Below are 12647 nucleotides of genomic sequence, written 5' to 3'. Positions count from 1 at the left end.
TTCGCGTTTCCGCCTACGACGCCTTGGCTGCTACCCCCGTGACGAATCTGCGCCAGGCGGCGGAGGTGAAGCTGAGGGTGCCGTTGTCGCGGTGTTTGCTGTCCCGGACGAGTACCCGGCCGGGCAGGTTGTCGGCCACCTCCACGCAGTTCCCGCCGTTGGAACTGCTGCGGGTGCTGGTGCGCCACTGGGCGCCGGTCAGGTCAACCATTCTCGTGCCCTCAGGTGTGCTATCGACAGGTCGCGCGGCAGCGCCACCGACCTCAGAGTGTCCCAGGTGCGCCAGAGCGCGGCAACGTCGCTGGTCATCCGCCCCTCCGCCTGGTCGTCCAGGTAGGCGACGTCCGGTCGGTCGTCCAGGCTGGCGATGACGAACGCCCCGGCCTGGCCAGGATGCAGGCCGGCGTGCAGCGGCAGCACGTGCACCATCACGAACGGGCGTTGGGCCATCTCGACCAGGTGGTCGAGCTGCGGATGCATGATCTCCGGGTCTCCCCGGCGCAACGCCGCTTCGTCCACGACGAAGACGGCCAGCGGTGGCTTGGGCCGGTCGAAGACCGCCGCCTGGCGTTTGAGCCGGGCCGCCACGTGCAGGTCGAGTTCGTCGCCACCAAGCGGCCCGCTGCCGAGCACCGCGCGGGCGTACGCCTCGGTCTGGAGCAGTCCCGGCAGTACTGCCGCCTCGAATGACCGCAGCGAGGTTGCCTCCCGTTCGAGGTCGGCCCACGGGCGGAACCATTCGAGTTCCCGGCGGCGGAGGACGTCCGGCCAGAGTTCGCCGACGTCCCGGCCGAGCAACTCGGCCACCGCCGTCCGGTGGCGCGGCTGTGGGATCCGGCCCGGCGTCAACCACCGCCCGGCGGTCTTCGGGTCGACGCCGACCTTCTCGGCGAGCGACTCGGCGGTCTCGCCGACCTCGGCCATCGCGATCCGCAGGGTCTCGTTCACGTGTCCTCCGCAGTGGACGTCCAGGATTTCCCCGGAACCTACAACTACGTTGTGTGTTTGTCTCGCGACGCCGAGCAGGCTTCAGATAGCGGAACTGTTCGGTGGCGGCAACCGCCCGGACGGAACCGCGCGGGGACCGCTCGGGCTGCCTCCTCCGGAAGTCGAAGCGGTCCCCGCCTCCATCTCATTGGCAAGCACCACGACGGAGAGGAGACGCGGGATGCGCTGGAGAAAGCGGCAACCGGCAGGTCATCGTCGGGACTGGCGGCGGCTGTGGCGCTACTGCCGGTGCGGGCTGCGCTGGCGCTGCCCCGACGACGTACCCGTGATGAACATGCCGTGGCCCCCACCACCCCCAGCGGCGGGGGTGTCGGTGCCGGTCGGACCGGAGCCGGGTCCGCGACCGACCCCGGGCGCGGCCCGGAACACCAACCGGGGGCCGGGCTGGGCGGCGCCCGCCGGCCGGAACGGCCGGCCGACCTCGGCCAGCGCCAGGCACGCGGCCGGACAGCCGAGCCGATAACCCGGCCCGCGCGATGAATCCGCCGCTCGCACGCCGTCGGCCGCACGTGCCGACCCGGCCGAGGTACCTCTGCCGGACCTGCGCCGCCCCCTGGCCGTGCCAACCCGCCCGACTGAACCTGCTGCACGCCTATTGTGGTGCCAGGGCGAAACTCCTGCTCCATCTCGCCGGGCACCTGCACCGGGCGCTGTGCGATCTCCTCGCCACCTCACCCAACCTCGACCAGGTGGCCCTCTGCCTACGCTTCCTCGGCTGGGTCCCGACCGGGCATCCCGCCCCACACTCCCACGATTCTTGTCGATCTGTGGTTGGTGGCGAACCACAAGTCGCCGAGAATCATGACCCGGAGCAGAGGAGGCGCGCGGGGCGTACCTGAGGGGGGCTCGTCGGGGCGGCGTGGTGTGATGGGCGGCGTGCAGGCGTACCGGCTGGTCCGTCGGCCGGCCGAGGCCGGGCCGGCGCGACACGACGACCCCGTGCAGCGGGAGGTGGTCGGACACACCGACGGCCCGCTGCTGGTCCTGGGTGGACCGGGTACCGGTAAGACCAGCACCCTGGTCGAGGCGGTGGTCGCCCGGGTCGCCGAGGGTGTCGACCCGGAACGCATCCTGGTGCTCACGTTCAGTCGCCGCTCGGCCAGCGCGCTGCGGCACCGGATCGAGGCCCGGATCGCCGAGGCCACCAACCGGGTACTGCACGAGCCGCTGGTCCGGACCTTCCCGGCGTACGCGTTCGGGCTGTTGCGCCGGTCGGCGGCGGAACGCGGCGAGCCGTCCCCGCGACTGCTCACCGGTCCCGAGCAGGATCTGATCATCCGGGAACTGCTCGGCGTGGTCGGGGCCGAGGACACCGAGCCCGAGAGCGGGGACGAGATCGAGGACCCGGTCGGCTGGCCGGCGGAGTTGCGGCCGGCGCTGCGTACCCGGGCCTTCGCCGAGCAGCTCCGCGACCTGCTGATGCGGGCCGCCGAGCGGGGCGTCGGGCCGGTCGAGCTGGCCCAACTCGGCGAGAAGCTCGGCCGGGCCGACTGGCCGGCCGCCGCTCGGTTCCTCCGGCAGTACGTCGCCGTGCTCGCCCTGCGCGACGTCACCACTCGGGGCTCGGTCGCCTACGACCCCGCCGAACTCGTCCGGGCCGCCTCCGGCCTGCTCACCGACGACCCCGACCTGCTCGACGCCGAACGGGCCCGGCTCGCGCACGTCTACGTCGACGAGCTGGCCGACACCGACCCGGCCCAGGTGGACCTGCTGCACCTGGTGGCCGGTGGCGGCAAGCCACTGGTGGCGTTCGCCGACCCGGACTCGTCCACGTACGCCTTCCGGGGCGCCGACCCGGAGATCGTGCACAGCTTCCCGCACCGGTTCCGTACCGTCTCCGGGGCAGTGGCCCGGACGCTGGTGCTGCACACGTCGTACCGGGCCGGGCCAGGGCTGCTGGACGCGACCCGGCGGTTGGCGCGGCGGCTGCGCGGGCCGGTGGCCCACCGTGACCTGCACCCGGTGCCGGACGCCGAGCCGGGGGCGGTGGAGATCCGCACCTTCCGCTCCGGCACCAGCGAGGCCGCCTACCTGGCGCACGCGCTGCGCTCCGCGCACCTGCTCGACGGGGTGCCCTGGTCGCGGATGGCGGTGCTGCTCCGCTCCACCACGCTGCAACTGCCGCCGTTGCAGCGCGCCCTGCACACCGTCGGGGTGCCGACCGTGGTGCACGCCGAGGACCTGCCGCTGCACCTGCAACCGGCGGTGGCCCCGTTCCTGCTGCTGCTGCGCTGCGCGCTCGAACCGGACCGGCTGGACGAGGAGGCGGCGGTGACGCTGCTGCACTCGCCGCTGGGCGGCGCCGACCCGCTGGCCGAGCGGCGGCTCCGGCAGGGGCTGCGGGCGCTGGCGCTGGCCGGCGGCGACCGGCGTCCCTCGGGGGACCTGCTGGTGGAGGCGTTGCGGGACCCGCGCGACCTGCTCACCATCGAACGGCGCTGGGCGGCCCCGGCCCAGGCGGTCGCCAACCTGCTGGCCGCGGCCCGGGAGGCCGCAGCCGCGCCCGCCGCCACCGCCGAGGACGTGCTCTGGGCGGTGTGGCGGGCCAGCGGGCTCGCCGAGCGCTGGTCCGGCGCGCTGGCCCGGGCCCGTACCGCCGCCGGGGCGCAGGACAGCGGGCTGCGCTGGCGGGCCGCGGCGGCCGACCGGGACCTGGACGCGATCGTCGTACTCTTCGACGCGGCGGCCCGGTTCGTCGACCGACTGCCGGGGGCGCGTACCGAGGTCTTCCTCGACCACGTGCTCGGGCAGCAGTTGCCGGCCGACACGCTCGCGCCGAGCGCCGACCGGGGTGAGGCGGTACGCCTGCTCACCGCGCACGCGGCCAAGGGGCTGGAGTGGGACCTGGTGGCGGTGGCCGGCGTACAGGAGGGGATCTGGCCGGACCTGCGGCTGCGCGGCAGCCTGCTCGGCTCGGAACGGCTGGTCGACCTGCTCGCCGGCCGGGGCGAGGGAGCCGGGGTCGCTGCCACCCTGGTCGGACAGACCTCGGCGGTGCTGGACGAGGAGCGCCGGCTCTTCTACGTCGCCGCCACCCGGGCCCGGCGCCGGCTGCTGGTCAGCGCGGTCGCCTCGGCGGCGGTCGGGGTCGCCGACCACGAGGAGCAGCCGAGCCGCTTCCTCTACGAACTCGGCCCCACGGTCGAGCGCCCCGACGACGGCGACGGACCGGACGGCAGGGGCGGACCGGACGGCAGGGGCGGACCGGACGGTAAGGGTGGCCCGGACGGCGCTGGCGGAGCGACCAAGGACAAGGAGAACAGGGACAAGGCGAACAGGGACAAGGAGAAGGAGAAGGACGGGGACGGTGCGCAGGCCGAGGAGGTGGACGGGGTGGCCGACGACGTACCGGCGCTGCCCGTCGGCCGGCCGCCGCGGGCGTTGACGCTGTCGGCGCTGGTCGCCGAGTTGCGTACCGCCGTCACCGACCCGGAGGCGTCGCCGGCCCGGCGGCGCGCGGCGGCGGAGGAGTTGGCCCGGCTGGCCGTCGCCGGGGTGCCGGGGGCGCATCCCGACGACTGGTGGGGGCTGCGACCGCTCTCCGACGACCGGCCGCTGGTCGACGAGGGCGAACCGGTCCGGGTCACCCCGTCCGGGATGGAGAGCGCGCTGCGGTGCAGCCTGCGCTGGCTGCTGGAACGGCACGGCGGCAAGGCGCCGGCCAGCTCGGCCCAGGGGGTGGGCAACCTGGTGCACGCCGCCGCGATGCTCGCCGAGGACGCCAGCGCCGACCGGGGCAAACTGCTGGAGTACGTCGCCGCCCGCTTCGACGTGATCGAACTCGCCGCCCGCTGGATGGCCGGCACCGAACGGGCCCGCGCCGAGGTGATGGTGGACAAGCTGCTGCGCTGGCTGGCCGGCAACCCGCGCCGGCTGCTCGCCATCGAACACGAGTTCGCGGTACGCCTCGACGACCCGTCGCGGCCGATCGAGCTGACCGGCCGGGTGGACCGGTTGGAGGTGGACGCCGACGGCCGGCTCGTGGTGATCGACCTCAAGACCGGCAAGTCGACGGCGGTGACCGCGTCGGAACTGGCCGAGCATCCGCAGCTCGGCGCGTACCAGGCGGCGGTGGAGGCGGGCGCCTTCGCCGACCTCGGTGCCGGGTCGGAGTCCGGCGGGGCCGCGCTGGTGCAGCTCGGTACGCCGACCCAGGACGCCAAGGAGCAGGTCCAGCCGCCGGCCGGCGCGGCCGAGGAGGCGGGTAGCTGGGCCCGGGCGATGGTCCGGCGTACCGCCGACACGATGGCCGCGGCCACCTTCTCCGCCGTCGCCAACTCGAAGTGCCGGGTCTGCCCGGTCCGCAGCAGTTGCCCGATCTCGGGGCAGGGCCGCCAGGTCGTCGAGCCGCCCACCCGACGCCGTCCGGACACCGCCGCACCGAAACCGCCGGACGGGCGCGGAGCCGGTCCACACACACCACCCAAACCGCCCGGACAGCGTGGCGGCGGGGAGCGCCGGTGACCCAACCGTCCCTGTTCACCTCGACTCCGACCCAGCGGGTCGCCGACGCCGGACCCCGCTACACCCCGGTCGAGCTGGCCAAGCTGCTCCGGCTGCCGGCACCCACCCTGGAGCAGGCCGCGATCATCTCGGCACCGGTCGAGCCGCTGCTGGTGGTCGCCGGGGCCGGCTCCGGCAAGACCGAGACGATGGCCGCCCGGGTGGTCTGGCTGGTCGCCAACGGGTACGTCGAACCGGGGCACGTCCTCGGCCTCACCTTCACCCGGAAGGCGGCCGGGGAACTCGGCACCCGGATCCGGACGAGGCTCGGCCAACTCGTGCGCCGGCTCGGCCGCAACAGCCGCAACAGCGACGACGACCCGTTCGGCGGCGAGCCGACCGTGGCGACGTACCACTCGTACGCGGCCCGGATCGTCACCGAGCACGGCCTGCGCGGCGGGTACGAACCGTCCACCCGGCTGCTCACCGAGGCGTCCCGCTGGCAGATCGTCGACTCGCTGGTCCGCAACCACGACGGGGACATGTCCGAGGTGGAGCGGCAGCCGAGCACGGTCACCGACGCCGTGCTGGCGCTCGCCGCCGACCTGGCCGAACACCTGGTCACCCCGGACGACCTGGCCGCCTGGACCGGCCGGTTCTTCGCCGAGGTGCAGTCCCGACCCGGCCGGGTCTACGCCGACGTACGCAAGGCGCTGCACGTCCAGCAGCTCCGGCTGCGGCTGCTGCCGCTGGTCCGGGCGTACGCCCAGCGCAAGGACGACTTCGAGGCGATGGACTTCGGCGACCAGCTCGCCCGGGCGGCGCTGGTGGCCCGGGACCACCCGGAGGTCGGCGCGATCGAGCGCGGGCGCTACCGGGTGGTGTTGCTCGACGAATACCAGGACACCAGCCACGCCCAGGTGGTGCTGCTCCGCTCGCTCTACGGCGGCGGTCACCCGGTCACCGCGGTCGGCGACCCGTGCCAGTCGATCTACGGCTGGCGGGGCGCCAGCGCCGGCACCCTGGACCGGTTCCCGACCGAGTTCGCCCAGCCGGACGGCACTCCGGCCCAGGTGCGCACCCTCACCACGAGCTGGCGTAACCGGCCGCAGATCCTGGACGTCGCCAACGGGCTCGCCGCGCCGCTGCGGGCCGCCGGAGCGCAGGTCGCCGAGCTGGCCGCCGCGTTCCGGGTGGACGAGGAGATCCCGGGCCGCACCGGCCGGGGGTACCCGGGCGGCACGGTGCACTGCGCGCTGCTCGACACGTACGCCGACGAGGCCGACTGGATCGCCGACAGCATCCTCGCCGCCTGGCGGGGCGCGGCCCGGATGCCGGACGCGCTGCCGGAGCAGATTCCGGTGGTGGCCCGGCCGACGACGGCTGTCCTGGTCCGGGTGCGCAGCCAGATCCCGGCGATCGAGGCGGCGCTGCGGGACCGGGGACTGCCGGTCGAGGTGGTCGGGCTCGGCGGACTGCTGGACACCCCCGAGGTGCGGGACGTGGTCTGCACCCTGCGGGTGCTCTCCGATCCGACCGACGGTGCCGCGCTGCTCCGGCTGCTGACCGGGGCCCGCTGGCGGATCGGCCCCCGTGACCTGGTCGCCCTGCACCGCCGGGCCACCGCGATCGCCCGCGCTCGCCGGGAACTACCCCGGTCCGACGACGACGCCGAGCCGGAGATCGTCACCGACCGGCTGGACGAGGCGACCCTGGTCGAGGCGCTGGCCGACCTCGGGCCGGCGCAGGCGTACTCGGCGGAGGGCTATGCCCGGCTGCGGGCGTACAGCAGGGAACTCGGCCTGCTCCGGCACCGCCTGGACCAGCCGTTGCCGGACCTGCTCGCGGACGTCGAGCGGACCATCGGCCTCGACGTCGAGGTGGCGGTACGCGCCGGCAGCGACGGCCGGGGCGGTGACGCCGGTCTGGCCCGGGGGCACCTGGACGCGCTCGGCGACGTGGCGGCCCGGTTCGCCGGTGACTCGGCCGGTGCGCCGCTGCACGCCTTCCTGGCCTTCCTCGCCGCCGCCGAGGACGAGGAGCGGGGACTCTCCCCGGGCGAGGTCGAGGTGGTCGAGGGCGCGGTGCAGATCCTCACCGCGCACGCCGCCAAGGGCCTGGAGTGGGACGTGGTCTCGGTGGCCGGGCTGAGCAAGGGCGTCTGGCCGGGTACGGCCCGGGGCTCGGACCACTATCTGCTCGGCCTCGGGGTGCTGCCGTTCCCGCTGCGCGGCGACGCGGACGGGCTGCCCGAGCTGGCCCTGGACGACGCCGACGACCAGAAGGCGGTGGCCCGGGCGCTGGCCACCTTCACCGACGACTGGCGGGCGCACGACGAGCGGGAGGAGCGCCGGCTGGCGTACGTCGCGGTCACCCGGCCGCGCCGGCTGCTGCTCTGCTCCGGCTACTGGTGGGGCGAGGGGACGAAGCGACCACGCGGCCCGTCGACGTTCCTCTCCGAGGTGTACGAGTGGTGCCTGACCACGCCCGAGGCCGGCGAGAGCGGCTTCGTGGTCGACGCCTGGGCAGCCGAGCCGGCGGCCGACGCCACCAACCCGACCACCGAGGTGGTGCTCCGGGCCGAGTGGCCGGCCGACCCGCTGGGCGCCCGACGCCCGGTACTCGCCGAGGCCGCCGCCCTGGTCCGCCGCCTGATGTCCGAGCAACCACCCGAAGCGGAGCCGTCGCAGGAGGCCGCCGCCCCCGGCGACGGTGACCTTCCCGGGGGAGACCGGGCCGGCGACGGCGACCCCGTCCCGGGAGACGACGCGGCCGGCGGGGAGTTGCCGCCGGTCGACCCGGAGGCGGCGGCCGCCGCGGCGGCCTGGCGGCGCGAGGCCGACCTGCTGCTCGCCGAGCGGGACATGCTCGCCCACCGCTCCGGGCCGGTCGAGGTGGCGCTTCCCGGCCACCTGTCGGTCTCGCAGCTCGTGACGCTGCGCCGGGACCCGGCGGCGCTGGCCCGCGCGTTGCGCCGGCCGATGCCCCGGCGCCCCGAGCCGTACGCCCGGCGGGGCACCGCGTTCCACGCCTGGCTGGAGCAGCGGTACGGGATCAGCCGGCTGCTCGACGTCGACGAACTGCCCGGGGCGGCCGACTCGGACGCGGCGCCGGACGAGGCGCTGGCCGAGTTGCAGGAGCGGTTCCTGGCCAGCGAGTGGGCCGAGCGCACTCCGGTCGAGGTGGAGGTGCCGTTCGCCACGTCCATCGGCGGGCTGCTGGTCCGGGGCCGGATGGACGCCGTCTTCACCCTCCCCGGCGGCCGGTACGACGTGGTCGACTGGAAGACCGGCCGGCAACCGACCGGGGTCGAGGCAGACGCCGCCGCGGTGCAGTTGGCGGCGTACCGGCTGGCCTGGGCGGAACTGGCGGGTGTGCCGGTGGACCGGGTCCGGGCGGCCTTCCACTACGTACGGGACAACCTGACCGTACGCCCGGCGGACCTGCTCGACGCCGACGGCCTGGCCGCGCTGCTGGCGCGGGTGCCGGAGGCGGCGGTGGGCGGTTGAGCCTGCCCAGGACAGGGTCATCCAGTTAATCTTCCGGAATCCGGGTCGACGGGGCCGGTGGTGTGCTAACGTTGCAGCGTTGCAGTTTTGGTTCCCAGAGACTCTGTGTGCGCCTGCGGGATTGTGACCGTAGGCGCTCTTTGTTATGTCCGGAGTTCTCCGGGCGGGGCGACCAGAGCGACAGCGGCCCACCGGCCACGGTGGGCAACTATTCGGTCCGCAACAGGTGCGGACCGAACGTTCCGTCAGGAGACGAAACACATGGCAATTGGCACCGTGAAGTGGTTCAACGCCGACAAGGGCTTCGGCTTCATCACCCCGGACGGCGGCGGCGCTGACGTCTTCGCCCACTTCTCCGCGATCCAGAGCTCCGGCTACCGCAGCCTGGACGAGAACCAGCGGGTGGAGTTCGAGGTCACCCAGGGCCAGAAGGGCCCGCAGGCGGAGAACATCCGCCCGATCTGACCCAGCGCCCTCTGCGGCGTCAGCCCAGAGACGAAGTTCGACCACCGCGCCCAGACCGGCGTGGTGACGCGGCCAGCCCGCGCCCGACGGCACGGGCTGGCTCCCGCGTATCTCCCGGTCCGTGGCTGCGGTCGCCGGGCGTACCGCCACCGGTGGCTGAGCCGCCGGTGGCGGTCGCCGGTGACCTTCCTCGACACGTACCGCATCGAGGAAGGCCCGTAATGACCCGCACCATCCATTCTTTCGCCGACGCGCCGCTGGCCGCCGGACTGCACGCCGCGCTGACCGAGAACGGCATCCTCACGCCGTTCCCGATCCAGGCGGCCACACTGCCCGACTCGCTGGCCGGTCGGGACGTACTCGGTCGGGGCCGTACCGGCTCCGGCAAGACGCTCGCGTTCGGCCTGCCCCTGCTGACCCGTACCGCCGGGCGTCGGGCCCGGCCGGGCCGCCCGCTCGGGCTGGTCCTGGTCCCGACCCGCGAACTGGCGCAGCAGGTGACCACCGCCCTCGCCCCGTACGCCCGCACGCTCGGGCTGCGCTGCGCCACGGTGGTCGGCGGGCTCTCGCTGAGCCGGCAGGCGGCGGCGCTGCGGGCCGGCGCGGAGGTGGTGATCGCCACGCCGGGTCGGCTCGCCGACCTGGTCGACCGGGGCGACTGCCGGCTGGACGAGGTCGCCATCACGGTGCTCGACGAGGCCGACCAGATGGCCGACATGGGCTTCCTCCCGCAGGTCACCGACCTGCTGCGTCAGGTGGCGCCGAACGGGCAGCGGATGCTCTTCTCGGCCACCCTGGACCGGGGCGTCGACCGGCTGGTCCGCCGGTTCCTCACCGACCCGGTGTCGCACTCCGTCGACCCGACGACCGCAACCGTCACCGCGATGACCCATCACGTCCTCCAGGTGGACGCCGAGGACAAGACGACGGCGGCGGCGCAGATCGCGGCCCGGGACGGTCGGGTCATCATGTTCGTCGGTACCAAGCACCGCGCCGACCGGCTGGCCCGGCAGTTGCTGACCAGGGGCGTACGGGCGGCAGCCCTGCACGGCGGCAAGTCGCAGCCGCAGCGGACCCGTACCCTGGAGCAGTTCAAGTCCGGTCAGGTGAACGCCCTGGTGGCGACCGACGTGGCGGCCCGGGGCATCCACGTCGACGGGCTCGACCTGGTGGTGAACGTCGACCCGCCCACCGACTCGAAGGACTACCTGCACCGGGGCGGCCGGACGGCCCGGGCGGGCGAGTCCGGCCGGGTGGTCACCCTGGTGCTACCCGAACAGCGCCGCGAGGTGGCGCGACTCCTCAGCGACGCCGGGATCAGGCCCGAAACCCTGGTGGTCCGCCCCGGTGACCAGGCACTGGTGCAGCTCACCGGAGCGCGGGTCCCGTCCGGAATTCCGCTCTCGGCGACGTCGGCCCGGCCGGCACCCGCGACGTCGGCCCCGGCGACGGTGCCGAAGCCCCGCTCCGCGAACGGTGGGACTCGCCGGGCGCCGCGCTCGCGCCGGCTTCGCCGGGCCGCCTGACCGCCCCGGCCTCGCCCGCTCGCCCTCCCGGATCGTCGTGGAAATCCCGCTGTGGTGACACGGCGTGAGGCCGGGTTGACCCTTGTCGGCGTGTTCCGAGCCGGCGGCGCGGTCGGTGCTCCGATCGGTCAGGGCAACTATGCCCGCGAATACACCTGATCGGGTCCGATGGGCGACTGCGGAGTAACCATCGACGGGCCATCCTGTCCTGGGGAACCAGCGACCACGGGGGCGGGTCGCGATGGGGGAGGTTGCGATGACCGTGCGTGTCGGTCAGGGCTCGACGCGGGAGATCCTGGTGGTGCTCGCGCTCGCGGTCAGCGGTCTGCTCCTCGCCACGCTCGTCGCGTTCACCCCGTGGTACGGCTTTGCCGCCGGGGCGCCCGAGGTCGAGGTGGTCGAGATGCACTCGACGGTGGGGACGTCGCCCGGGGACGAGATCGGGATGACGGTCGCCGGGAACGGCTGAGCTTTCAGGATCGCTGACCTGAAGGTTGGACACGGACGCCGACCAGGTCGGGTTGGGGGCCGGATCGCCCGCGTCGGGATCAAGCCTGACCGCCCAGAGCGGGTGATCCGGCCCCCAACCCCCGGTCACGCGAACCCGGCACGGCCCGAACCCCCGCACCCGCCCTCCCGCCGGGTCGGCTGATCGGGCGGCCGGTGGTGTTCACTAGTGGAATGCCGGTTAACGTTCCGCGTGCGACCGACGGTACCGAGGCCCGGCCCGGAGCCGCCTGGGCGGCGGGTGCGGTCACCCGGATCGGCCTGCCCGCACCGGAACCGGAGCGACCCGAACCACCCCGGGGTGCGGGCGGTCGGGACCGTCGGCTGTGGTGGTTCGCCGGGGCGGCCGGCAGCGTACTGGTGGTCGGCCTGGTGGTGGTGCTGGGGCTGACCATGTCCGGCGGAGTCGACCCGCTGTGGAGCCGGCCGGAAGCGCCGACGGACGTGCGGCCACCGCTGGCCCGGAAGTGCCCACTGCCCGGCTCGTCGGGCCAGGCCGCCCCGGGTACACCGTCGCCGGGCGTACCCGGATCGCCCGGGCCGACGGCGCCCGGGTCGACGACACCCGGGCCGGATCCCGTTGTCCCGCCAGCCGGGCCGGGGCAGCCGTTGAGCGGGGAGCGGACCGTCGACCCGGAGGCGGGGATCTCGTACGCCAGCTACGGCGCACCCTGGCAGCCGTGGCTGACGGTGTGGAGTGCCGGGACGCTGGAGGTGCCGTACAAGGTCGGGCAGCACTTCGTCACCGAGCGGGAGTACGACGGGTTCAGCGACTACCACGCCTCGATCCTGTCGGCGGCCGTCCCGGCGGCCGAGAACGACGCCCTGACATTCGACCTGGAGTGCGTGGGTCGGCAGGTGGCGACCGACGTGCGGACCGAGTACTACCCGCAGCCGAACCGGATGGAGTCGATCCGGGACGGCCGGACCACGCTGGGCGGGCGGCCGGCCTGGGTCTCCGTGTTCCGGCTGCACTTCAAGCGGCCGCAGTTGCGGGCCACCGACGAGTTGGCCGCCGTGGCCTGCATCGACGTGGGGCGGTCCACCGCCGCGGTCCTCTACATCTCGATACCCGGCACCCATCGGGAGTTCGATTGGGTGGTCGAGCACGCTCTCGCCTCGGTCCGCCCCGCCTGAGCCGGGTGCGGGTACGCCGAGCCCCGCCACCGGTGGTGACCGGACGCGCTAG

At 74.3% G+C, this 12647-nt stretch carries 8 protein-coding genes and 1 pseudogene; 7 read left to right on the top strand and 2 right to left on the bottom strand.

Annotation, left to right across the window (positions count from 1 at the left end; all coding sequences use genetic code 11):
* Positions 1–13: 13 nt before the first annotated feature.
* A complete protein-coding gene (locus tag AAH979_RS33140; protein WP_346262067.1) occupies positions 14–211 on the bottom strand; it encodes a DUF397 domain-containing protein in 198 nt (65 codons plus the stop codon).
* Positions 199–948, bottom strand: coding sequence for a helix-turn-helix transcriptional regulator (locus AAH979_RS33135; protein ID WP_346262066.1), 750 nt, complete (start codon positions 946–948; stop codon positions 199–201). The genes AAH979_RS33140 and AAH979_RS33135 overlap by 13 nt, the downstream gene beginning before the upstream one ends.
* Positions 949–1484: 536 nt before the next feature.
* On the opposite strand from AAH979_RS33135, the pseudogene AAH979_RS33130 reads away from it, so the two are divergent.
* From AAH979_RS33130 to AAH979_RS33100, 7 genes and pseudogenes are all read left to right on the top strand, one after another.
* Positions 1485–1604 (top strand): annotated as a pseudogene (locus tag AAH979_RS33130) (flavin reductase); the annotation flags it as partial.
* 271 nt (positions 1605–1875) lie between these two features.
* The gene (locus AAH979_RS33125; RefSeq protein ID WP_346262065.1) at positions 1876–5472 is read left to right on the top strand and encodes an ATP-dependent DNA helicase; all 3597 of its coding nucleotides are present in this window, start codon (positions 1876–1878) and stop codon (positions 5470–5472) included.
* Positions 5469–8960: an ATP-dependent DNA helicase gene (locus tag AAH979_RS33120; protein WP_346262064.1), complete on the top strand. Its 3492-nt coding sequence runs from the start codon at positions 5469–5471 to the stop codon at positions 8958–8960. Before AAH979_RS33125 ends, AAH979_RS33120 begins: the two co-directional genes overlap by 4 nt.
* A 261-nt stretch (positions 8961–9221) precedes the next feature.
* A complete protein-coding gene (locus AAH979_RS33115; RefSeq protein ID WP_101369720.1) occupies positions 9222–9425 on the top strand; it encodes a cold-shock protein in 204 nt (67 codons plus the stop codon).
* Positions 9426–9646: 221 nt separating this feature from the next.
* Complete coding sequence (locus AAH979_RS33110) at positions 9647–10951, top strand: DEAD/DEAH box helicase (protein WP_346262063.1); 1305 nt, start codon at positions 9647–9649, stop codon at positions 10949–10951.
* Between the two features lie 256 nt (positions 10952–11207).
* Positions 11208–11420: a hypothetical protein gene (locus AAH979_RS33105; RefSeq protein WP_346262062.1), complete on the top strand. Its 213-nt coding sequence runs from the start codon at positions 11208–11210 to the stop codon at positions 11418–11420.
* A gap of 212 nt (positions 11421–11632) precedes the next feature.
* Positions 11633–12595, top strand: coding sequence for a hypothetical protein (locus tag AAH979_RS33100; RefSeq protein WP_346262061.1), 963 nt, complete (start codon positions 11633–11635; stop codon positions 12593–12595).
* Positions 12596–12647 lie beyond the last annotated feature (52 nt).

It is taken from the genome of Plantactinospora sp. ZYX-F-223 (assembly GCF_039649625.1).
In the GTDB taxonomy this organism is placed as follows: domain Bacteria; phylum Actinomycetota; class Actinomycetes; order Mycobacteriales; family Micromonosporaceae; genus Plantactinospora.
The sequence above is the reverse complement of the archived record's forward strand: the minus strand, read 5'-3'. Positions and strand labels throughout refer to the sequence as shown.